The sequence below is a fragment of the Pseudomonas sp. B19(2017) genome (assembly GCF_002113165.1).
Lineage (GTDB): Bacteria > Pseudomonadota > Gammaproteobacteria > Pseudomonadales > Pseudomonadaceae > Aquipseudomonas.
In genome coordinates, this window is record NZ_NEJR01000017.1 from 37758 (window position 1) to 59434 (window position 21677).

Below are 21677 nucleotides of genomic sequence, written 5' to 3' on the forward strand. Positions count from 1 at the left end.
CTACTAGCAGGTCTGGCCTCTTCGCGGGCTTGCCCGCTCCCACAGGTACTGCACCGGCCTTGAGCTATGTGCGGACCCTGTGGGAGCGGGCAGCCCGCGAAGAGGCCGGTACAGGCTTCACACCAACCGCTGCCCCGACACCGCCGGGTGATACAGCGGCTGCACCTTGTTTCCCGCCGGGTCCAGCAGGTGGAAGCTGCGCGCCCCGTCTCCATGGTTGAACGGTCGGTCCAGCAAGGTCACGCCATGGGCCTTGAAATACTGATACCAGGCTTCCAGCTCCTCCACGCTGTCGACGATGAACCCATAGTGATCCAGGGTCTGCAACCCATTGGCGGCCCCTGCCCCGCGTCCCAGCGACAGGTTGTCGTTACCACAAGTGAGATACACCAGGTCTTCGTTGGCGCGGTTCAGCACTTCCATGCCCAGCACATCGACGTAGAAGCGTTCGCACTCCTCAAGGTTGGGCACCAACAAGGCAATATGGCGCAGGCCGTTCAGGCGGCCAGGGCGGGCAGGCAATTCGGACATTGGCGAAGCTCCATTTTTGTATACAATTTAGAATTGAATTTAAAACAAAAGGAGCGCCTTGTGTATAGCCTGTTCATCAAGATCCGGGTGAAGCCCGGTTGCGCAGTGGATTTTCTGAACGCGATCAAAGTCAACGCGGCGGCTTCCGTCGCCACCGAACCCGGTTGCCTGGTGTTCGATGTGTCGCAAGACAGAATCGACCCGGAGCTGATCTACCTGTACGAGATCTATCGCGATGACGAGGCGTACGAAGCGCACACCCAGACTGCGCATTTTCGCGACAGCCGGCCCTTGGTCGAGCCGCTGATACTCGAACAGGAATGCTTCGAAAGTGATGTGGTTGCGCGTAACCCGGTGTACTAGGCGCGCAATGAAAAGCCCCGGCAAAACGCCGGGGCCTGGAGCAAAGGGGGCCAAATCCGTTTGGCCGACTGGACATTCCTTATTCAGCTTTCAGGCCGTCAGCCATCACACTCTTGACGCCTTTGATGTTCTTGGTAATACGAACAGCTTCTTCTTTCTGGGACTGAGTCACCGCCACGTCAGACGACAGCGAGACGACACCTTGGCTGGTCTCGACTTTGATGTCGCTGCCTGGGATACCTTTTTCAGTCAGCAGGTCCGCTTTCACCTTGGTGGTAATCCAGGTATCAGAACCTTCCTGCTTGGCGTTGTCCACGGTATTGGCGGCCAACATGACTGGCGCCTGGGTTGGCTCTGCGGCGAACGCGCCGTTAGCCATGGTCAGGGTCAGGGCGGTAGCAGTAGCGGCAGCAATGGCGAACTTCTTCATGTGAGTCACTCCTGTTTTTCGAAGGGTCTGCGCCGTATGTCCTGGCGTCAGGTATGAAGGTAGCTGCATGCGCTGTGCCAGCTTTTCCGCTTCGCTTGTTTTCTTATAAATCAATAAGTTAGACAAAATTCGACTTGGCGGGCGTCGTGCATTCTGCAATCTGCACGATAAAACTGCATGCAAGATGCAAGTCCGCAAAAGGTTCCGTACAGCCATAAAAAAAGGCCCCTCGCGGGGCCTTTCTTGCTACTGCGAGGCGCTCATCAGACGCCCGAGGCCTTGGCCGCGGCAACGTCCTTGATCGACAGCTTGATACGGCCGCGGTTGTCCACGTCCAGTACCAGTACTTCGACTTCCTGGCCTTCTTTCAGAACGTCGGTGACTTTCTCGACGCGAGCATCGCTCAGCATGGAGATATGCACCAGGCCGTCCTTGCCCGGCAGGATGTTGACGAACGCGCCGAAGTCGACGATGCGCTCGACCTTGCCGACGTAGATCTTGCCGATCTCGGCCTCGGCGGTGATGCCCAGGATGCGCTGCTTGGCAGCATCTGCCGCTTCCTTGGTTTCGCCGAAGATCTTGATCGAGCCATCGTCTTCGATGTCGATCGAAGCCTTGGTCTCTTCGCAGATTGCGCGAATGGTGGCGCCGCCTTTACCGATGACGTCACGGATCTTGTCGGTGTCGATCTTCATCGCGATCATGGTCGGCGCGTTGGCCGACAGCTCGCTACGCGACTGGGCGATGATCTGGTTCATCTGGCCGAGGATGTTCAGGCGCGCTTCCAGGGCCTGGCCCAGGGCGATTTCCATGATCTCTTCGGTGATGCCGTTGATCTTGATGTCCATCTGCAGCGCGGTAACACCCTTGGCGGTACCGGCTACCTTGAAGTCCATGTCGCCCAGGTGGTCTTCGTCACCCAGGATGTCGGTCAGGACGGCGAACTTGTCACCTTCCTTGACCAGGCCCATGGCGATACCGGCAACCGGCGCCTTCATCGGTACACCGGCGTCCATCAGGGCCAGGGAAGCACCGCAGACCGACGCCATGGAGCTGGAACCGTTGGATTCGGTGATTTCCGAAACCACGCGGATGGTGTACGGGAATTCGCTGTCGCTCGGCAGCATCGCCTGTACGCCACGACGGGCCAGGCGACCGTGGCCGATTTCACGACGGCCGGCGCCACCCATGCGGCCGCACTCACCCACCGAGAATGGCGGGAAGTTGTAGTGCAGCATGAACGGGTCTTTCTTCTCGCCTTCCAGGGTGTCCAGCAGCTGGGCGTCACGGGCAGTACCCAGGGTCGCAACGACCAGGGCCTGGGTTTCGCCACGGGTGAACAGCGCCGAGCCGTGGGTCTTCGGCAGTACGCCGACTTCGATGTTCAGCGGGCGCACGGTGCGGGTGTCACGGCCGTCGATACGCGGTTTGCCGTTGACGATGTTCTCGCGGACGGTGCGGTACTCCAGCTCGCCGAAGATTTCCTTGATGGCGCTGGCGGACGGGCCGGTCTCTTCGTTGCTCAGACGGGCAATAGCCTCGTCGCGCAGCTGGCCCAGGCGGTTGTAGCGGTCAGCCTTCTGGGTGATGGTGTAGGCCTGCGAAACGGCTTCGCCGAACTCGCCACGCACCAGGTTCATCAGCTCGACGTTGGCCGGGGCTGGCTGCCAGTCCCAGGTCGGCTTGCCGGCTTCGGCGGCCAGTTCCTTGACGGCCTGGATAACGGCCTGGAACTCGTCGTGGGCGAACAGTACGGCGCCCAGCATCTGGTCTTCGGTCAGCTCTTTGGCTTCCGATTCAACCATCAGTACAGCCGATTCGGTACCGGCAACGACCATGTCCAGGCTCGAGGCAGCCAGTTGCTCGTAGGTCGGGTTCAGCAGGTAGCCGGTGCTTTCGTGGAAGGCAACGCGAGCGGCGCCGATCGGGCCTTCGAACGGAATGCCGGAAATGGCCAGGGCAGCCGAGGTACCGATCATCGCAGCGATGTCCGGGTCGGTCTTCTTGCTGGTGGAAACCACGGTGCAGACGACCTGCACTTCGTTCATGAAGCCTTCCGGGAACAGCGGACGGATCGGACGGTCGATCAGGCGCGAGGTCAGGGTCTCTTTCTCGGAAGGACGGCCTTCACGCTTGAAGAAGCCACCCGGGATCTTGCCGGCGGCGTAGGTCTTTTCCTGGTAGTGAACCGACAGCGGGAAGAAGCCCTTGCCTGGATCAGCCTGTTTGGCACCTACCACAGTCACCAGCACGGTGACGTCGTTGTCGACGGTAACCAGCACGGCGCCGGTTGCCTGACGGGCAATGCGGCCCGTTTCGAGAGTGACGGTCGATTGACCGAACTGGAAAGTCTTGATTACCGGGTTCACGGTTTCCTACCTTTTTTCAGTGGCTCTTGGGGGAACTGGTTTCTTGCGAATTCTTGGGCAGAACGGGGAATCGGCCCCATTGACCGTCCAGATACAACACGAGGCTGGGAGCCTGGCACCAAGCGGAAAAACCGCTCAGCATTGCCAGGCTGCCAACCTCGGAGATACGCGTGGCGTGTCCAACGGCAGCACTGCAAAACAGCCCTGTCGAAGCCTGCGACACGCCATGCACACCACTGACCAGGCCGCTATTAGCGACGCAGGCCCAGGCGACCGATCAGGGCGCTGTAACGAGTGGTGTCTTTGCCCTTCAGGTAATCCAGCAGCTTACGACGCTGGTTGACCATACGGATCAGACCACGACGGGAGTGGTGGTCTTTGTCGTTGGCCTTGAAGTGGCCTTGCAGCTTGTTGATGTTGGCGGTCAGCAGAGCAACCTGCACTTCCGGGCTACCGGTATCGCCGGCGGCTTGCTGGTATTCGGCAACGATCTGAGCTTTTTCTTCAACGCTGAGGGCCATGTGGCTTCTCCTGATAACGGATCCCGCATGCGGGGTCCAATAGGCCAGGGACAAATCCCTGTATTAATAAAAAAGGTGTGACCGTGCCTACTGACAGCCACCCTTGGTGCCGCAGGACCTGGCAATTGCCTTGCCCCACGGTTTCGGTCATTCCGACCGAATCAGCCGACGCGGCGCAATGCGCCCGTCTTCGCTCACTTCACCGATACCGATGAAGCGTGCATTGTGATCCTGTACCCGGACCATGCCAAATTGTGGCGCGTCCGGAGCGCGTACCGCCTGCCCATGCAGCCAGTAGAACGCACTGTGCTCGGACAGGCACACCAGCGGCCAGTCCTGCAGGCCGCTGTCCGAGGGCATCAGGAAGCGGTCGAGCGCTTCGTTGCCGCCTTCGGCGTGGGCCTGTTCGAGTTCCTCGAGGGTGACCGTCTGTGCCAGCGCGAAAGGCCCGGCCTGGGTCCTGCGCAGCTCGGCGACATAGGCGCCGCAGCCAAGGGCCTCGCCAATATCCTCCACCAGGGTACGGATATAGGTGCCTTTGCTGCATCCTACGCTCAACCGTGCACGGGTGCCTTCGCACTCGAGCAACTCCAAGCGGCCAATAGTAACAGAACGCGCCTCGCGCTCCACTACCTCTCCTGCACGAGCCAGCTTGTACAGCGGCTGTCCGTCACGCTTGAGCGCCGAGTACATCGGCGGTATCTGGCTGATCTGGCCACGAAAACGCGGCAGCAGGGCCTCGATGTCGGCGCGACCAACGGTCACCTCGCGGGTCTGCAGCACTTCACCTTCGGCATCGCCGGTGTTGGTAGTCTGCCCCATCTGCATGACCGTTTCGTAGCCCTTGTCGGAATCGAGCAGGTACTGCGAAAACTTGGTCGCTTCGCCAAAGCACAATGGCAGAACGCCGGTTGCCAGCGGGTCGAGGCTGCCGGTGTGGCCGGCCTTTTCCGCATTGAGCAGCCAGCGCACCTTTTGCAGCGCGGCGTTGGAGGTGAAGCCCAGCGGCTTGTCGAGCAGGATGATGCCGCTGACGTTGCGGCGAATACGTTTGACCTGGGCCACCGCTTACTCCTCGGCGTCCGGCTTGTCGGCATCCTTGTGCTGACGGTCTTCGGCGACCGCGCGCTCGATCAGTGCCGACAGGTGGGCACCTCGGCTGACGCTCTCGTCGAAGTGGAAATGCAGTTGCGGCACGCTGCGCAGTTGCATCACACGGCCCAGGTGCAGGCGCAGGAAGCTCGCGGCGCTGGTCAGGGCCTTGAGGGTCTGCGGCACTGCGTCGGCGCCGTCCTGGCCCATCACGGTGATGAACACCTTGGCGTGGCCAAGGTCGCGGCTGACGTCGACGGCAGTGATGGTCACCAGGCCGACGCGCGGGTCTTTGACTTCACGGCGGATCAGTTCCGACAGCTCGCGCTGCATCTGGTCGCCGATGCGTTGGGTACGGCTATATTCTTTTGCCATTCTTGCTACCTGTAACTTAAAGCGGCAAACGCCCGGTCAAGCTGAAGCCTGACCGGGCGCTACCTTCAGAGACGCTGCCAGCCGCCCTGGGGCGGGGCCTGCGCCACGCTCGCCCCTTACAGGGTACGAGCCACCTGGACTTTCTCGAAGACTTCGATCTTGTCGCCGACCTTGACGTCGTTGTAGCTCTTCACGCCGATACCGCACTCCATGCCGTTACGCACTTCGGAGGCATCGTCCTTGAAGCGACGCAGCGATTCCAGTTCGCCTTCGAAGATCACAACGTCTTCGCGCAGTACGCGGATCGGACGGTTGCGGTACACGGTACCTTCGATGACCATACAGCCAGCGATGGCGCCGAACTTCGGCGAACGGAACACGTCACGGACTTCGGCAACACCCAGGATGTTCTCGCGAACATCGCTGCCGAGCATGCCGGTCAGAGCCTTCTTGACGTCTTCGATGATGTCGTAGATCACGTTGTAGTAACGCATATCCAGACCTTCCTGCTCGACGATCTTGCGCGCGCCGGCATCGGCACGCACGTTGAAGCCGAACAGTACTGCATTCGAAGCCAGCGCCAGGTTGGCGTCGCTTTCGGTGATACCACCGACGCCGCCACCGATCACGCGCACCTGAACTTCGTCGTTGCCCAGGCCCGACAGCGAACCCTGCAGTGCTTCCAGGGAACCACGCACGTCGGTCTTGAGGACGATGTTGAGGGTCTTCTTCTCTTCCTGACCCATGGTCTCGAAGATGTTTTCCAGCTTGCCGGCGTGAGCACGGGCCAGCTTGACCTCGCGGTACTTGCCTTGACGGAACAGGGCAACTTCACGGGCCTTCTTCTCGTCGGCAACCACGGACAGCTCGTCACCGGCTTCCGGGGTGCCGTCCAGGCCGAGGATTTCGACCGGGATCGACGGGCCGGCTTCCTTCACAGGCTTGCCGTTCTCGTCGAGCATGGCGCGCACGCGGCCATAGTTGGAACCGCACAGGACCATGTCGCCCTGACGCAGGGTACCATCCTGAACCAGAATGGTCGCCACCGGGCCACGGCCCTTGTCCAGGCGCGATTCGACAACCACGCCACGACCTGGGGCGGTCGGGGTAGCGGTCAGTTCGAGAATCTCGGCCTGCAGCAGGACAGCTTCGAGCAGCTCGTCGACGCCGGTACCCATCTTGGCCGAAACCTTGACGAATGGAGTATCACCACCCCAGTCCTCGGAGGTCACGCCTTCGACGGCCAGCTCGTTGCGGATGCGGTCGAGGTCGGCACCCGGCTTGTCGATCTTGTTCACCGCGACCACCAGCGGAACGCCAGCTGCCTTGGCATGCTGAACGGCTTCGCGGGTTTGCGGCATCACGCCGTCGTCCGCCGCCACCACCAGGATGACGATGTCGGTAGCCTTGGCACCACGGGCACGCATTGCGGTGAACGCAGCGTGGCCAGGGGTATCGAGGAAGGTGACCATGCCGCGGTCGGTTTCCACGTGGTAGGCACCGATGTGCTGGGTGATACCACCGGCTTCGCCAGCGGCAACCTTGGCACGACGGATGTAGTCGAGCAGCGAGGTCTTACCATGGTCAACGTGACCCATGACGGTAACGACCGGCGCACGCGATTCGACTTCACCTTCGAATTTCAGCGATTCGGCCAGGGAGTCTTCCAGGGCGGTATCGCTGACCAGGGTCACTTTGTGGCCCAGTTCTTCGGCGACCAGCTGAGCGGTTTCCTGGTCGAGCACCTGGTTGATGGTGACCGGGGTACCCAGCTTGAACATGAACTTGACCACTTCAGCGGCCTTGACCGACATCTGCTGGGCCAGTTCCGAGACGGTGATGGTCTCGCCGATGGTCACGTCACGAATGACTGGACCGGTCGGGTTCTGGAAGCCGTGCTGGTTGCGCTTCTTCAGCTTGCTCTTGCCACCGCGGCCACGGCGTACGCCATCGCTCTCTTCATCGGTGGTGCGCGGCGCGGCACGAGGCGTCGGAGCCTTTTCCTTCTCCTTGACCTTGACCTTGATCGACACGCGCGGGGCCTCGCCACGGCGACGGTCTTCGTCACGGGTGCGGCCTTCGTTGCGACGGGCTTCGTCCTTCTTGCGCTCGGCAGCACGGGCTGCGGCGTCTTCGGACGCCGGAGCGTCGGCAACTACCGGAGCCGGGGCAGCAGCAGGTGCCGCCTCAGGCTTGGCAGCAGGCGCAGGGGCGGCAGCCGGGGCTTCGGCGGCCTGACGGCGAGCCTGCTCTTCGTTGCGCTGGCGAACTTCGGCCTCGACCTTGTCGCGAGCGGCATTTTCAGCCGCGCGGCGCTCTTCCAGCTCACGCTTCTGCTCAGCCTGGATTTCTTCCGGGCTGCGCTGCACGAATACTTTCTTCTTGCGTACTTCTACGCTGATGCTCTTGCTACCGGCGACACGCAGGGTGCTGGTGGTTTTGCGCTGCAAGGTAATCTTGCGCGGCTCTTCCGCCTTGCTCTTGTGGCTGCTCTTCAAATGAGTCAGCAGGGTCTGCTTCTCATTGTCGGTCACTACCTGACCGGCGTCGGTGTGCGGCAGACCTGCCTCACGCATCTGCTGCAGCAGGCGCTCTACCGGTGCCTCGACCTCTTGGGCCAGTTCTTTCACCGTGACTTGCGTCATGCACTTCTCTCCTCAGGCCGCGCCTAATTACTCGAACCAGTGGGCTCGGGCGGCCATGATCAACTTGCCGGCACGCTCTTCGTCGATGCCGTCGATGTCGAGCAGATCGTCTATCGACTGCTCGGCCAGGTCTTCGCGGTTAACCACGCCGCGCACCGCCAGTTCCGCCGCCAGGTCCTTGTCCATGCCCTCAAGGGAGAGCAGGTCTTCAGCCGGGTGGGCGTCTGCCAGTTTTTCTTCGGTAGCGATGGCCTTGGTCAACAAACGGTCCTTGGCCCGAGCGCGGAGCTCATTGACGATATCCTCGTCAAAGCCATCGATGTTGAGCATTTCTTCCAACGGTACGTAGGCAATTTCCTCGAGGCTGGTGAAGCCTTCGTCGACCAGCACTTGGGCCAGCTCCTCGTCGACTTCCAGTTCATCGATGAAATTGCGCAGGATGTCACCGGTTTCGGCCTGCTGCTTGGCCTGGATGTCCTTCTCGGTCATCACGTTCAGGGTCCAGCCGGTCAACTGACTGGCCAGGCGAACGTTCTGACCGCCACGGCCAATGGCCTGGGCCAGGTTGTCTTCGGCGACGGCGATGTCCATGGCATGGGCATCTTCATCAACGATGATCGCCGCGACTTCAGCCGGCGACATGGCGTTGATGACGAACTGCGCCGGGTTATCGTCCCAGAGGACGATATCCACACGCTCACCACCCAACTCCCCGGATACGGCCTGGACGCGCGAACCACGCATGCCGATGCAGGCGCCTTGCGGGTCGATGCGCTTGTCCTTGGAGCGGACGGCAATCTTGGCTCGCGAACCCGGATCACGGGAGGCAGCCATGACTTCGATGAGGCCCTCGGCAATTTCCGGCACTTCGATGCGGAAAAGCTCGATCAGCATCTGTGGCGCGGTGCGCGACAGGATCAGCTGTGGGCCACGGTTTTCAGTGCGAATTTCCTTCAGCAGCGCACGCAGGCGCACGCCAACGCGGAAGGTTTCGCGCGGAATGATGTCTTCGCGGGCCAGCAAGGCCTCAGCGTTGTTGCCCAGGTCAACGATGACGTTGTCGCGGGTAACCTTTTTCACGGTACCGGAGATGATCTCGCCAACGCGCTCGCGGTAGGCATCGACCACCTGGGCACGCTCGGCCTCACGGACCTTCTGCACGATGACCTGCTTGGCGGTCTGGGCGGCGATACGACCGAACTCGATGGACTCGATCTTCTCTTCGATCACGTCACCGACCTTGGCTTCAGGGTGGGTGTCCTTGATCTTGTCGAGCCAGGTCTCGATCGCCGGATCATCAAGATCGGCTTCATCGACCACGGTCCAGCGACGGAAGGTCTCGTAGCTACCGGTGTGGCGGTTGATTTCCACACGCAGGTCGACTTCGTCTTCAAAACGTTTTTTGGTTGCAGTGGCCAGAGCCACTTCCAGCGCTTCGAAAATGACGCCGGGCGGTACACCTTTTTCGTTGGATACCGATTCAACAACCAGCAGTACTTCTTTGCTCATCGTACGCCTCGCCTTGCGCAAGCCATTGGGCCCGGATCGTCCGCCGGGCCCGGCACGTCTCAGTCAAAACTGGGAATAATATTGGCCTTGTCGATCGAGTCGATCGGCAACAGGAACTCTTGATTGTCCACCTGGACCACCACGTCCTGCTCCTCCACACCGCGGAGAAGGCCCTGGAAGTTACGACGACCCTCGAAGGGTGAGCGCAGCTTGATCTTCACTTGTTCGCCGGCATGCGAGGCAAACTGTTCCAGAGTGAACAGTGGGCGATCCATGCCTGGAGAAGACACCTCAAGGGTGTATTCACTGCTGATCGGATCTTCCACATCGAGAATTGCGCTGGCCTGACGGCTGACCGCTTCGCAGTCGTCCACCAGGATGCCGCCTTCCTTGTCGATGTAGATGCGCAGTACCGAATGCTTACCCTGGGAAACGTATTCGATCCCCCAGCATTGATAGCCCAGACCCTCGACAACCGGGGCCAACAAGGCCTGCAACTGTTCTAGCTTGCTCGACACCTGAACCCCCTCGTGCATGCTGTGCAAATAAAAAATGGGCGAAGCGCCCATCCCTGAAAGCGCCGTTGGACAACGACGCCGAAAACTGTTCGGTTAGCAAAAAGCCCCTGAAAAGGGGCTCCGCTGAAGCTGGTTGCGGGGGCTGGATTTGAACCAACGACCTTCGGGTTATGAGCCCGACGAGCTACCAAGCTGCTCCACCCCGCGACAAAGCTGGGGCAAAAGTATAAGACCGAACCCTGTTGAGGGTCAAATCCGAACCTTCACCTGCAAGAAAGCCCGCTAAAGCGGGCTCTCAAGCTTTAATTGGTACCGAGAAGGGGACTCGAACCCCTACACCCTATGGGCACAACCACCTCAAGGTTGCGTGTCTACCAATTCCACCACCTCGGCAATACTACTACTTGAAACCCGTTACTTCTGCTCTTGTGCCGGAGGAGGTACATCACCCGTATCAGGAGTGGTTTCGCTCTTCTGCTGCTGGAGCACCGGTACATCATCATTAACTGCCGGTTTCTGCGGCTCTTTCACTTCTAGCACTGCTGGATCCGGAAGACCCGCTTGGCTAAGCTGGTGAGCTTGTTGCTTCGCGAAGTATCCTAACCCAAGTGCTGTCAAAAAGAAAGTGGCAGCGAGTATAGCAGTTAATTTACTCAGGAACGTTGCAGAGCCCTGGCTCCCGAACACGGTATTTGAAGCACCCGCGCCGAAAGATGCACCTGCTTCCGCACCCTTACCCTGTTGCAACAGAACCAGCACTACAAGCGACAGCGCTGCCAACAGATGAAAAACAACGATGACTGTTTCCAGCATTTGTTCAGTTTCCTGCGGCGCGACAAATTGCACCGAATTCGTCTGCGTTCAGGGACGCCCCACCAATGAGCCCCCCATCGATATCCGGCATGCCGAACAGTTCGGCCGCATTGGCCGCCTTCACGCTGCCGCCGTAGAGCAACTGCACCTTCGCAGCCACTTCAGCATCTTCTGCCGCCAGCTGGCCGCGGATGGCGGCATGCACATCCTGGGCCTGCTGTGGCGTGGCCGTAAGGCCGGTGCCGATGGCCCATACAGGCTCATAGGCAATTACTGCATTGGCAAAAGCCTTAACACCGAATGCTTCGATGATACTGCTTAGTTGACGCCCGACAACTTCGAGCGTTTTGCCGGCCTCGCGCTCTTCAAGGGTTTCCCCGATGCAGAACACTGGCTTCAAACCTTTGGCCTGGGCCGCCGCAAACTTGCGATTGAGCACTTCGTCGCTTTCACCAATGATCTGGCGACGCTCTGAATGACCAATCAACACCAACTTGCAACCTGCTTCAACCAGCTGTTCCGGAGCAACTTCTCCGGTCAGCGCACCCTGTTCGGGTTGTACTGCAGAATTCTGTGCGCCGACAGTAATTTCCTTACCTGCCAGACCATCGATCACTTGATTGATGAACAAGGCCGGTGGAAACACCGCGACTTCCACTCCGCTCGGCAAGGCCAGATTTCTCAAGCCTTCGGTCAGCTCAGCGACGCTAGCGCGGGTACCGTGCATCTTCCAGTTACCAGCTACCATGGGGCGACGCATGCTTTACCTCGTCGGTCAAAGTGGGCGCAGATAGTACCCAACCCTATCTGCGCTGGCAAGCGCCTTCAGACACAAACTTCGCCGACCAGTTTGGCCAGCGCTTCAGCGTGCGCACGCACCTGGCTTTCGTCTTCGCCCTCGACCATCACCCGCACCAACGGCTCGGTACCGGATTTGCGCAGCAGCACGCGACCACGCCCGGCCAACGCTTCGGTCACCTTGGCGCTGGCTTCCTTGACCGACGGGTGCTCCAGCGGGTCGACCTTGCTGGCCCCATAGCGCACGTTGATCAGCACCTGTGGGCACTTGCGCAGGGCCTGACGGGCCTGGGCCAGGGTTTCACCACGACGCTTGAGCGCCATCAGCACCTGCAGGGCAGCGATGATCGCGTCACCCGTGGTGGTGTGGTTGCAGCACACCACGTGACCGGAGTTTTCACCCCCGACCAGCCACTCACGCTCCAGCAGTTCGGCCATGACATAACGGTCGCCGACCTTGGCCCGCACGAACGGGATATCCAGGTCCTTCAGCGCCAGCTCAAGGCCCAGGTTGCTCATCAGCGTACCCACTACCCCGCCCTGCAGCTTGCCACGGTCCTGCAGGTCGCGGGCAATGATGAACAGCAGTTCGTCGCCATCGACGATGGCGCCGGTATGGTCGACCATCAGCACGCGGTCGCCGTCACCGTCGAAAGCGATGCCCAGGTCGGCATGGCCCACCAGCACCGCGGCCTGCAGCGATTCGATGTGGGTCGAGCCGCAGCCTTCGTTGATGTTCAGGCCGTCGGGCTGGGCGTGCAGCACGGTCACCTCGGCACCCAGCTCGCGGAACACGCTTGGCGCAACTTTGTAGGTAGCACCGTGGGCGCAGTCGACAACCAGCTTGAGGCCATCGAAGCTGGTGCTGCTCGGCACGCTGCTCTTGCAGAATTCGATATAGCGACCGGCGGCATCGTTGATGCGCGAAACCTTGCCCAGTTTGCTCGACTCGACCACGGTCATCGGCTGGTCGAGCAATTCCTCGATCATCAGCTCGACTTCGTCCGGCAGCTTGGTCCCCTGGCCCGAGAAGAACTTGATGCCATTGTCGTCGTGCGGGTTGTGCGATGCACTGATGACGATGCCGGCTTCAGCGTGGAAGGTTCGCGTCAGGTAGGCGATGGCCGGCGTCGGCATCGGCCCAAGCAGCATCACATCGGCACCCGCCGCGGACAGGCCGGCTTCGAGCGCGGACTCGAACATGTAGCCGGAGATACGGGTGTCCTTGCCCACCAGCACCCGGCAGTGGCCTTGCTTGCGGAAGGCCATGCCGGCCGCCCAGCCAAGCTTCAGCATGAAGTCAGGCGTGATCGGGTATTCGCCGACGCGGCCACGAATGCCGTCGGTACCAAAGTATTTTCTGCTCATAGGGGCTCCAATGTTCTTATTCGGCGTTTTGCACCGCAGCGATCATGCGCACTACATCGACGGTTTCGGCCACGTCATGGACACGAAGGATGCTCGCCCCCTTGGTCATGGCCAACGCCGCCAGCGCAAGGCTGCCGTACAAGCGCTCGCCGACCGGACGTTCCAGCGTCAGGCCGATCATGCTCTTTCGTGAAACACCCACCAGCAGCGGGCGCCCAAGGCGATAGAGCGCTTCCATGTGCTTGAACAGGCTCAGGTTGTGCGCCAGTGTCTTGGCGAAACCGAAGCCCGGATCAAGAATGATTCTGTTAACGTCGATGCCCGCTGCAGCACAGGCGGCCATTCGCTGCTCAAGATAATGCGTAACGTCGACGGTCACATCTTCGTAATGCGGGTCGTCCTGCATGTTACCCGGCTCGCCGCGCATGTGCATGAGGCACACCGGCAGGCCGGTATCCGCGGCCGCGTCCAGGGCACCATCGCGCTCCAGGGCCCGGACATCGTTGATCAGCCCGGCACCGAGGCGCGCCGCTTCACGCATGACCGCAGGCGTGGAGGTATCGACCGAGATAACCACATCGAGGCGGCTATTGATCGCCTCGACCATGGGCGCCACCCGCTCCAGTTCCTCGGTCACCGATACCGCGCGAGCACCCGGCCGCGTGGACTCGCCGCCGATGTCGATCAGCGTGGCGCCTGCGGCAACCATCGCTTCGGCATGACGCAATGCCTCGTCGCGCTGGTTGAAGCGCCCGCCATCGGAGAAGGAATCAGGTGTGATATTGAGAATACCCATGACATGGGTACGCGACAAATCAAGAACCCGGTTGCCGCAAGGCAACCGGGTCGGGTACTGCACTGAGCTCATAGATGCCCTTAGTGTTGAGCCGCTGGACCGCCGATCGGCGATTCCGGGCGATCACCCTGGGCGGCAGGCTTGCCCGAAGCGGAGTCATCATCCCAGTCGCGCGGTTCGCGGGGGGTACGGCCGGCCATGATATCGTCAATCTGCTCGGCGTCGATGGTCTCGTACTTCATCAGCGCTTCGGCCATGGCATCGAGCTTGTCACGGTTGTCGGTGAGCAGCTGCTTGGCGGTGGCGTAGCACTGGTCGATGATGCTGCGCACTTCCGAGTCGATCAGCTTGGCGGTTTCGCCGGAAACGCTGGCGTGCTGGCTGGCAGCGCTGCGGCCCAGGAATACCTCGCCTTCTTCCTCGGCGTACATCAGCGGGCCGAGCTTTTCGGAAAGGCCCCACTTGGTCACCATGTTGCGGGCGATCTGGCTGGCACGCATGATGTCGTTGGATGCGCCGGTAGTGACACCGTCGAAGCCCAGGGTCATTTCCTCGGCAATACGGCCACCGTACAGCGAGCAGATCTGGCTGATCAGTGCGCGCTTGGACAGGCTGTAGCGGTCTTCTTCCGGCAGGAACATGGTCACGCCCAGGGCGCGACCGCGCGGAATGATCGATACCTTGTAGACCGGATCGTGCTCGGGCACCAGGCGACCGACAATGGCGTGGCCAGCCTCGTGGTAGGCGGTGTTCTGCTTTTCTTTCTCGGACATGACCATGGTCTTGCGCTCGGCGCCCATCATGATCTTGTCCTTGGCCAGCTCGAACTCTTTCATTTCGACCAGGCGCTTGTTGGCGCGCGCGGCAAACAGCGAGGCCTCGTTGACCAGGTTGGCCAGGTCGGCACCGGAGAAGCCGGGGGTACCACGGGCGATGACCGCGGGATTGACGTTTTCGCCGACCGGCACCTTGCGCATGTGCACCTTGAGGATCTGTTCGCGACCACGAATGTCCGGCAGGCCGACCACCACCTGGCGGTCGAAGCGACCGGGGCGCAGCAGCGCCGGGTCGAGCACGTCCGGACGGTTGGTAGCCGCGATGACGATGATACCATCGTTCATCTCGAAGCCATCCATCTCCACCAGCAACTGGTTGAGGGTTTGCTCACGCTCGTCGTGACCGCCGCCCATGCCGGCGCCACGGTGGCGACCAACAGCGTCGATCTCGTCGATGAAGATGATGCACGGGGCGTGCTTCTTGGCCTGCTCGAACATGTCGCGCACACGGCTGGCACCGACACCGACGAACATTTCCACGAAGTCCGAACCGGAAATGGTGAAGAACGGCACCTTCGCCTCGCCGGCGATGGCCTTGGCCAGCAGGGTCTTGCCGGTACCGGGCGGGCCGACCATCAGCACGCCACGCGGGATACGGCCGCCCAGACGCTGGAACTTGCCCGGGTCACGCAGGAATTCGACCAGCTCGCCAACCTCTTCCTTGGCTTCGTCGCAACCTGCAACGTCGGCCAGGGTGGTCTTGACCTGGTCTTCGGACAGCAGGCGCGCCTTGCTCTTGCCAAAGCTCATCGGCCCGCCCTTGCCGCCCGCACCGCCCTGCATCTGGCGCATGAAGAACATGAACACGGCAATGATCACCAGAATCGGGAAGCTGGCCACCAGCAGCTGGGTCCAGATGCTCTGCTGCTCAGGCTGCTTGCCTTCGATGATGACGTGGTTGTCGACCAGGTCGCCGATCAGGCCGTTGTCGGTAATGGCCGGGCGCACGGTCTTGAAGTTGTCGCCGTCGGCGCGCTTGCCGGTAATGATGTAGCCATCGACGGTCACACGCTCGACCTTGCCATCCTTGACCTGCTGGATGAAGTCGGAATAGTTGAGGGTCTGCGGCTCGTTAGGGCTGGAGAAGTTGTTCATCACCGTCACCAGGACAGCTGCGATGATCAACCACAGGATCAGATTCTTTGCCATGTCGTTCAATTCGCTACCCTCTGAGGTCGGCGCACGACGCAGCCGTTCCTCGCATGATATTCATCGCCCTAACTTACTACATTACCTACGCAGCCGCAGGCACCGTCTGTAACCCTTTGTGAAAGCTAGACTACACGAAGTTCGGACGATCCTGACGCAGCGGCCGATTGGAAATAACTATCGGCCACCCCGCTTGCCGCCTTTCACGCCCCCTTGAAGCCCCGGCCCAGCAAGTACTGCTCGCGGGAACGGTCACGCGATGACGACGGCTTGCGCATCTGTACCTTGTCGAACTTGCTGCGCACGTCCTTCAGGTACACGTCAAACCCTTCGCCCTGGAAAATCTTGATCAGGAAGTCGCCGCCGGGCTTTAGCACGCGGGTTGCCAGATCGAGGGCCAGTTCGCAGAGGAACATGGCCCGCGGCATGTCCACCGCGGGCGTACCACTCATATTGGGGGCCATGTCGGAAATCACAAGGTCTACGTGCGAATCGCCGACCGCCTCGAGAATGCGCTGCAGCACTTCATCATGGGTGAAATCGCCCTGGATGAAGGTTACATCCGGGATCGAGTCCATCTCCAGGATGTCGGACGCGATCAGGCGGCCCTGGCCACCAATCAGACGACTGGTCACCTGCGACCAGCCACCAGGCGCAGCACCAAGGTCGATCACGCTCATGCCTGGGCGGATCAGCCGGTCCTTTTCCTGGATCTCCAACAGTTTGTAGCTCGCACGCGAGCGGTAGCCATCCTTCTGTGCCTGTTTCACAAAAGGATCGTTGAAATGCTCTCGCAGCCAGTTTGCGCTGCTTTTGGAACGTTGTACCACGGGGCACCTCGATGATATGCGTCGTGATTGACTGGGCGGAGCCGGTGGCCCTCGGGTAAAATGCCGGTCAATTTTACAGAATCAGACGGAAAGGGTCAGATTATGCCGCTCAATAACGAGCAGAAGAAGCAATACAAGTCCATTGGTCATGACCTGAAGCCGGTCCTGATCGTTGCTGGCAACGGTTTGAATGAGGGCGTGATCGCCGAACTGGAGCGCGCCCTGGTCGACCATGAGCTGATCAAGGTCGAAATTCGCTCGGAAGACCGCGAAGAGCGCGCCGAGACCATTGCCGAACTGTGCAAGGCCGGCCGTGCCGAGCTGGTGCAGACCATCGGCAAGAAAGCCCTGATCTACCGCAAGAACCCACAGCCGAACAAGCAGCTGTCCAACATCCACCGTTACAAGTAACGGCATGGGGGCTGCTTTGCAGCCCATCGCCGGCAAGCCAGCTCCCACACCGACCGCATCGAACTCAAGCCATGCGCCCTACCTGCGGGAGCTGGCTTGCCGGCGATGGGCCGCAAAGCGGACCCAGCGTTTTCGAGCCGCTTAGCGTCGGGCCTTGACCGGCACCGGCTGGGCCACCAGCACGATGCCGGAGAAGCCCAGCACCAGGAAGCAGAACATCTGCCAGCGCTCGCCTACGGAAATACCGTAGCGCAGGGTGTAATACCCCACACAGGCGCCGAAGCCGAGCAACAGCATCTGGCCACGGAATTGCCGCCACCAGGCCGCCAGGCCGTCCACCCTTGCCAGCACTGCCAGCTGGGTCAACAAGCCAAGCAACGCCACGCCGATCAACCAGCGGTCGATCTGCCCGGCGATATCCTGCACCAGTAGCGGCGCCAGGCCACTGACCTTGAGCGCTGGCACCAGCCCCACGTGAAACACCCACAAGCCACCGACCCAGAAGACCTGGGCCAGCTGCCAGAGGATCCCTTCGAGGGATGGCGCCCGCAGGCGCCGGTCAGATGTGCTTGACTTCGACAATCTCGTACTCGACCGTACCGTTTGGCGTCTTCACGACAACGGTATCCCCTTCTTCCTTGCCAATGATGGCGCGGGCAATCGGAGCGCTGCTCGACAGCTTGCCTTTCTTCACGTCGGCTTCATCTTCGCCAACGATCTGGTAGGTCACTTCGTCATCGGTCTCGGTGTTGGCCAGCACCACGGTGGTGCCAAAAATCACCTTACCGGTGTGAGCGATGGTGGTCACGTCGATCACCACCGAGTTCTGCAGGCGGCCTTCGATATCGCGGATACGCGCCTCGACCATGCCCTGCTCTTCACGAGCAGCATGGTATTCGGCGTTTTCCTTCAGGTCACCCAGCTCGCGCGCTTCGCCAATGGCCTGGCTCAGGCGCGGGCGCTCGGTCTTGCTCAGGAACAGCAGCTCTTCTTCCAGGGCGCGAGCGCCCTGGACGGTCATCGGGTACTTGGTAATGCTCATGCTTTCAGTCCTGCATGCAGATCCTGCAGGCGGCGAACGGTCTTTTCCGGACCAAATTTCAGCGCCTCGCAGATGGCTTCACCGGCCGCAATGGTGGTGGTGCAGTAAATCTTGTGCTGCAGCGCATTGCGACGAATCGAGTAGGAATCGGCGATCGACTGGCGACCTTCGGTGGTGTTGATGATCAGCGACACTTCATCGTTCTTGATCATGTCGACCACGTGCGGACGACCTTCGGTCACCTTGTTCACACGGCGCACTTTCAGGCCAGCCGCTTCGATAACCTTGGCGGTGCCCGCAGTTGCAACCACTTCGAAGCCCAGGGCGATCAGGTCGCGGGCAACGCCAGCCACTTGCGGCTTGTCGTCGTCACGCACGCTGATGAACGCGGTACCGCCAGTCGGCAGCACTTCGCTGGCCCCCATCTGGGCCTTGGCAAAGGCTTCACCGAAGCTGTCGCCGACACCCATGACTTCACCGGTCGATTTCATCTCAGGGCCGAGGATCGGGTCAACCCCCGGGAACTTGGCGAACGGGAAGACGGCTTCCTTGACGCTGTAGAAGTTCGGGATGATTTCCTGGGTGAAGCCCAGTTCTTTCAGGGTTTTACCAGCCATGACGCGGGCCGCGATCATCGCCAGGGAGGTGCCGATGCACTTGGACACGAACGGCACGGTACGCGAGGCGCGCGGGTTGACTTCGATCACGTAGATCTTGTCGCCCTGCAGGGCCAGCTGCACGTTCATCAGGCCGACCACGCCCAGCTCCAGAGCCATCTTCCTGACCTGTACGCGGACTTCGTCCTGCACTTCCTTGCTCAGCGAGTAAGGTGGCAGCGAGCACGCGGAGTCACCGGAGTGAACGCCGGCCTGCTCGATGTGCTGCATGATCGCGCCGATTACCACGTCGGTGCCGTCGCACACCGCGTCCACGTCCATCTCGATGGCGCAGTTGAGGAAGTGGTCCAGCAGTACCGGGCTGTCGTTGGACACCTGCACAGCTTCACGCAGGTAGCGCTTGAGCTCATCCAGTTCGTAGACGATTTCCATGGCACGGCCGCCCAGCACGTAGGACGGACGCACAACCAGCGGGTAGCCGATGCCGCCAGCAGCGCTGATGGCTTCTTCTTCGCTGCGCACGGTAGCGTTTGGCGGCTGCAGCAGGTTCAGGCGCTGAACCATCTGCTGGAAGCGCTCGCGGTCTTCGGCGCGGTCAATGGCGTCCGGGCTGGTACCGATGATCGGTACGCCGGCTTCTTCCAGGGCACGCGCCAGTTTCAGCGGGGTCTGGCCGCCGTAGTGAACGATCACGCCCTTCGGCTTCTCGACGCGGCACACTTCCAGCACGTCTTCCAGGGTCAGCGGCTCGAAGTACAGGCGGTCGGAGGTATCGTAGTCGGTGGAGACGGTTTCCGGGTTGCAGTTGACCATGATGGTCTCGTAACCGTCTTCACGCAGCGCCAGTGCAGCGTGTACGCAGCAGTAGTCGAACTCGATACCCTGGCCGATACGGTTAGGGCCGCCACCCAGGATCATGATCTTGTCGCGGGTCGACGGGTTGGCCTCGCACTCTTCCTCGTAGGTGGAGTACAGGTAGGCGGTGTCGGTGGCGAACTCGGCAGCACAGGTGTCGACACGCTTGTACACCGGGAACACCTCCAGCTTGTGGCGGTGACGGCGCAGGTTCTTGTCGGTGATGCCCAGCAGCTTGGCCAGACGCTGGTCAGAGAAGCCCTTGCGCTTGAGACGCAGCATGTAGTCCTTGTCGATCGATGACAGGGCCAGGGTCTTGACCTTCTCTTCTTCCTTGATCAGGTCTTCCATCTGCACCAGGAACCACATGTCGATGCCGGTCAGGTCGAAGATCTGTTCGCAGGTCATGCCGGCACGCATGGCGTCGGCCACGTACCAGATGCGCTCGGCGCCCGGTACGGTCAGCTCGCGCTTGAGAATGCTGCTGGCCTCAGGGTTGGCCAGGTCGACTTTCGGGTCGAGGCCGCAGGCACCGACTTCCAGGCCGCGCAGGGCTTTCTGCAGGGACTCCTGGAAGGTACGGCCGATGGCCATGACTTCACCCACGGATTTCATCTGGGTGGTCAGGCGGGCGTCGGCTTTCGGGAATTTTTCGAAGGCGAAACGCGGCAGCTTGGTGACGACGTAGTCGATAGACGGCTCGAAGGACGCCGGGGTACGGCCGCCGGTGATGTCGTTCTGCAGCTCGTCGAGGGTGTAGCCGACAGCCAGCTTGGCAGCAATCTTGGCGATCGGGAAGCCGGTGGCCTTGGAGGCCAGCGCCGAGGAACGCGAAACGCGCGGGTTCATCTCGATCACGACCATGCGGCCAGTGTTCGGGCAGATACCGAACTGCACGTTGGAACCGCCGGTTTCAACACCGATTTCACGCAGCACCGCCAGCGAGGCGTTGCGCATGATCTGGTATTCCTTGTCGGTCAGGGTCTGCGCCGGGGCAACGGTGATCGAGTCACCGGTGTGCACGCCCATCGGGTCGAAGTTCTCGATCGAGCAGACGATGATGCAGTTGTCCTTCTTGTCGCGGACCACCTCCATCTCGTATTCCTTCCAGCCGATCAGCGATTCGTCGATCAGCAGTTCCTTGGTCGGCGACAGGTCCAGACCACGGGCGCAGATTTCTTCGAATTCTTCACGGTTGTAGGCGATACCACCGCCGGTGCCGCCCATGGTGAACGACGGACGGATGATGCACGGGAAACCCAGGCGCTCGAGGACGGCGTTGGCCTCCTCCATGCTATGGGCGATACCGGAGCGCGGGCACTCCAGGCCGATGTCCTTCATCGCCTTGTCGAAGCGCGAACGGTCTTCGGCCTTGTCGATGGTATCGGCGTTGGCACCGATCATTTCCACGCCGAACTTTTCCAGGACGCCGTGGCGCTCCAGGTCCAGGGCGCAGTTCAGTGCAGTCTGGCCACCCATGGTCGGCAGCAGTGCGTCCGGGCGCTCTTTCTCGATGATCTTGGCCACCGACTGCCACTTGATCGGCTCGATGTAGGTGGCGTCGGCCATGGCCGGGTCGGTCATGATGGTGGCCGGGTTGGAGTTCACCAGGATGACGCGGAAACCTTCCTCGCGCAGGGCTTTACAGGCCTGAGCGCCGGAGTAGTCGAATTCGCAGGCCTGGCCGATCACGATCGGGCCAGCGCCGAGAATCAGGATGCTTTTGATGTCTGTACGTTTTGGCATGGTTGTCACTCAAATCCGGGGTCAGTCGGCAAGCCGCTTTGAACAATCTGGGTCAGGCGCTTC

Annotated in this window: 20 protein-coding genes and 2 tRNA genes; 2 read left to right on the forward strand and 20 right to left on the reverse strand. The window is 61.0% G+C overall.

Annotation, left to right across the window (positions count from 1 at the left end; translation table 11 throughout):
* Positions 1-117: 117 nt before the first annotated feature.
* Positions 118-531: a VOC family protein gene (locus tag CAF70_RS20420; RefSeq protein WP_010955354.1), complete on the reverse strand. Its 414-nt coding sequence runs from the start codon at positions 529-531 to the stop codon at positions 118-120.
* Between the two features lie 60 nt (positions 532-591).
* Between CAF70_RS20420 and CAF70_RS20425 the strand changes: the two genes are divergently transcribed.
* Positions 592-894 carry a putative quinol monooxygenase gene (locus CAF70_RS20425; protein ID WP_085625687.1) on the forward strand — a complete coding sequence of 101 codons (303 nt, stop codon included), beginning with the start codon at positions 592-594 and terminating at the stop codon, positions 892-894.
* Positions 895-973: 79 nt separating this feature from the next.
* Here CAF70_RS20425 and CAF70_RS20430 read toward each other — a convergent pair whose 3' ends face one another.
* The 16 genes from CAF70_RS20430 to rlmE all read right to left on the reverse strand — a co-directional run bounded on the left by CAF70_RS20430 (position 974) and on the right by rlmE (position 16943).
* The gene (locus tag CAF70_RS20430; protein ID WP_085625688.1) at positions 974-1324 is read right to left on the reverse strand and encodes a BON domain-containing protein; all 351 of its coding nucleotides are present in this window, start codon (positions 1322-1324) and stop codon (positions 974-976) included.
* A 263-nt stretch (positions 1325-1587) separates the two neighbouring features.
* A complete protein-coding gene (gene pnp, locus CAF70_RS20435) occupies positions 1588-3693 on the reverse strand; it encodes a polyribonucleotide nucleotidyltransferase (protein ID WP_085625689.1) in 2106 nt (701 codons plus the stop codon).
* Positions 3694-3944: 251 nt separating this feature from the next.
* Positions 3945-4214, reverse strand: coding sequence for a 30S ribosomal protein S15 (rpsO, locus tag CAF70_RS20445; protein ID WP_003249971.1), 270 nt, complete (start codon positions 4212-4214; stop codon positions 3945-3947).
* A 147-nt stretch (positions 4215-4361) separates the two neighbouring features.
* A complete protein-coding gene (gene truB / locus CAF70_RS20450; protein WP_013974284.1) occupies positions 4362-5279 on the reverse strand; it encodes a tRNA pseudouridine(55) synthase TruB in 918 nt (305 codons plus the stop codon).
* A gap of 3 nt (positions 5280-5282) precedes the next feature.
* Positions 5283-5681 (reverse strand): 30S ribosome-binding factor RbfA, encoded by a 399-nt coding sequence (gene rbfA / locus CAF70_RS20455; protein WP_085625690.1) that lies wholly within the window; start codon positions 5679-5681, stop codon positions 5283-5285.
* Positions 5682-5797: 116 nt separating this feature from the next.
* Positions 5798-8326 carry a translation initiation factor IF-2 gene (gene infB, locus CAF70_RS20460; protein ID WP_085625691.1) on the reverse strand — a complete coding sequence of 843 codons (2529 nt, stop codon included), beginning with the start codon at positions 8324-8326 and terminating at the stop codon, positions 5798-5800.
* Between the two features lie 27 nt (positions 8327-8353).
* On the reverse strand, positions 8354-9835 hold the full coding sequence (gene nusA / locus CAF70_RS20465) for a transcription termination factor NusA (RefSeq protein ID WP_009685349.1): 1482 nt from the start codon (positions 9833-9835) through the stop codon (positions 8354-8356).
* 59 nt (positions 9836-9894) lie between these two features.
* Entirely contained in the window at positions 9895-10353 is a 459-nt protein-coding gene (rimP, locus tag CAF70_RS20470; RefSeq protein ID WP_003249960.1) for a ribosome maturation factor RimP, read from the reverse strand.
* A 130-nt stretch (positions 10354-10483) separates the two neighbouring features.
* A tRNA-Met gene (locus tag CAF70_RS20475) sits at positions 10484-10560 on the reverse strand.
* A 100-nt stretch (positions 10561-10660) separates the two neighbouring features.
* Positions 10661-10746: transfer RNA gene (locus CAF70_RS20480), tRNA-Leu, on the reverse strand.
* Between the two features lie 21 nt (positions 10747-10767).
* The gene (gene secG, locus CAF70_RS20485) at positions 10768-11166 is read right to left on the reverse strand and encodes a preprotein translocase subunit SecG (RefSeq protein ID WP_085625692.1); all 399 of its coding nucleotides are present in this window, start codon (positions 11164-11166) and stop codon (positions 10768-10770) included.
* 4 nt (positions 11167-11170) lie between these two features.
* Positions 11171-11926, reverse strand: a complete 756-nt coding sequence (tpiA, locus tag CAF70_RS20490) for a triose-phosphate isomerase (RefSeq protein WP_085625693.1) — start codon at positions 11924-11926, stop codon at positions 11171-11173.
* 65 nt (positions 11927-11991) lie between these two features.
* A complete protein-coding gene (glmM, locus tag CAF70_RS20495) occupies positions 11992-13332 on the reverse strand; it encodes a phosphoglucosamine mutase (protein ID WP_085625694.1) in 1341 nt (446 codons plus the stop codon).
* A 16-nt stretch (positions 13333-13348) separates the two neighbouring features.
* Complete coding sequence (gene folP / locus CAF70_RS20500; protein WP_085625695.1) at positions 13349-14200, reverse strand: dihydropteroate synthase; 852 nt, start codon at positions 14198-14200, stop codon at positions 13349-13351.
* Positions 14201-14208: 8 nt separating this feature from the next.
* Positions 14209-16113 (reverse strand): ATP-dependent zinc metalloprotease FtsH, encoded by a 1905-nt coding sequence (gene ftsH, locus CAF70_RS20505; RefSeq protein ID WP_015271861.1) that lies wholly within the window; start codon positions 16111-16113, stop codon positions 14209-14211.
* Positions 16114-16316: 203 nt separating this feature from the next.
* Complete coding sequence (rlmE, locus tag CAF70_RS20510) at positions 16317-16943, reverse strand: 23S rRNA (uridine(2552)-2'-O)-methyltransferase RlmE (RefSeq protein WP_025340705.1); 627 nt, start codon at positions 16941-16943, stop codon at positions 16317-16319.
* Between the two features lie 102 nt (positions 16944-17045).
* Between rlmE and yhbY the strand changes: the two genes are divergently transcribed.
* Entirely contained in the window at positions 17046-17354 is a 309-nt protein-coding gene (gene yhbY, locus CAF70_RS20515; protein WP_003249945.1) for a ribosome assembly RNA-binding protein YhbY, read from the forward strand.
* 141 nt (positions 17355-17495) lie between these two features.
* On the opposite strand, the gene CAF70_RS20520 is transcribed toward yhbY, so the two are convergent.
* From CAF70_RS20520 to carB, 3 genes are read right to left on the reverse strand one after another with little or no spacing between them, the layout of a single operon-like run.
* A complete protein-coding gene (locus CAF70_RS20520) occupies positions 17496-17936 on the reverse strand; it encodes an MFS transporter (RefSeq protein WP_085625696.1) in 441 nt (146 codons plus the stop codon).
* Complete coding sequence (gene greA, locus CAF70_RS20525) at positions 17914-18396, reverse strand: transcription elongation factor GreA (RefSeq protein ID WP_085625697.1); 483 nt, start codon at positions 18394-18396, stop codon at positions 17914-17916. The genes CAF70_RS20520 and greA overlap by 23 nt, the downstream gene beginning before the upstream one ends.
* The gene (carB, locus tag CAF70_RS20530; protein WP_085625698.1) at positions 18393-21614 is read right to left on the reverse strand and encodes a carbamoyl-phosphate synthase large subunit; all 3222 of its coding nucleotides are present in this window, start codon (positions 21612-21614) and stop codon (positions 18393-18395) included. The genes greA and carB overlap by 4 nt, the downstream gene beginning before the upstream one ends.
* Between the last annotated feature and the right edge of the window lie 63 nt (positions 21615-21677).

What these genes read in the sequence shown, in the direction of transcription:
- CAF70_RS20420 (WP_010955354.1), bottom strand. Translation starts at nt 531, where the DNA reads ATGTCCGAATTGCCTGCCCGCCCTGGCCGCCTGAACGGCCTGCGCCAT.
- CAF70_RS20430 (WP_085625688.1), bottom strand. Translation starts at nt 1,324, where the DNA reads ATGAAGAAGTTCGCCATTGCTGCCGCTACTGCTACCGCCCTGACCCTG.
- rpsO (WP_003249971.1), bottom strand. Translation starts at nt 4,214, where the DNA reads ATGGCCCTCAGCGTTGAAGAAAAAGCTCAGATCGTTGCCGAATACCAG.
- rbfA (WP_085625690.1), bottom strand. Translation starts at nt 5,681, where the DNA reads ATGGCAAAAGAATATAGCCGTACCCAACGCATCGGCGACCAGATGCAG.
- infB (WP_085625691.1), bottom strand. Translation starts at nt 8,326, where the DNA reads ATGACGCAAGTCACGGTGAAAGAACTGGCCCAAGAGGTCGAGGCACCG.
- nusA (WP_009685349.1), bottom strand. Translation starts at nt 9,835, where the DNA reads ATGAGCAAAGAAGTACTGCTGGTTGTTGAATCGGTATCCAACGAAAAA.
- secG (WP_085625692.1), bottom strand. Translation starts at nt 11,166, where the DNA reads ATGCTGGAAACAGTCATCGTTGTTTTTCATCTGTTGGCAGCGCTGTCG.
- tpiA (WP_085625693.1), bottom strand. Translation starts at nt 11,926, where the DNA reads ATGCGTCGCCCCATGGTAGCTGGTAACTGGAAGATGCACGGTACCCGC.
- glmM (WP_085625694.1), bottom strand. Translation starts at nt 13,332, where the DNA reads ATGAGCAGAAAATACTTTGGTACCGACGGCATTCGTGGCCGCGTCGGC.
- folP (WP_085625695.1), bottom strand. Translation starts at nt 14,200, where the DNA reads ATGAGCTCAGTGCAGTACCCGACCCGGTTGCCTTGCGGCAACCGGGTT.
- ftsH (WP_015271861.1), bottom strand. Translation starts at nt 16,113, where the DNA reads ATGGCAAAGAATCTGATCCTGTGGTTGATCATCGCAGCTGTCCTGGTG.
- yhbY (WP_003249945.1), top strand. Translation starts at nt 17,046, where the DNA reads ATGCCGCTCAATAACGAGCAGAAGAAGCAATACAAGTCCATTGGTCAT.
- greA (WP_085625697.1), bottom strand. Translation starts at nt 18,396, where the DNA reads ATGAGCATTACCAAGTACCCGATGACCGTCCAGGGCGCTCGCGCCCTG.
- carB (WP_085625698.1), bottom strand. Translation starts at nt 21,614, where the DNA reads ATGCCAAAACGTACAGACATCAAAAGCATCCTGATTCTCGGCGCTGGC.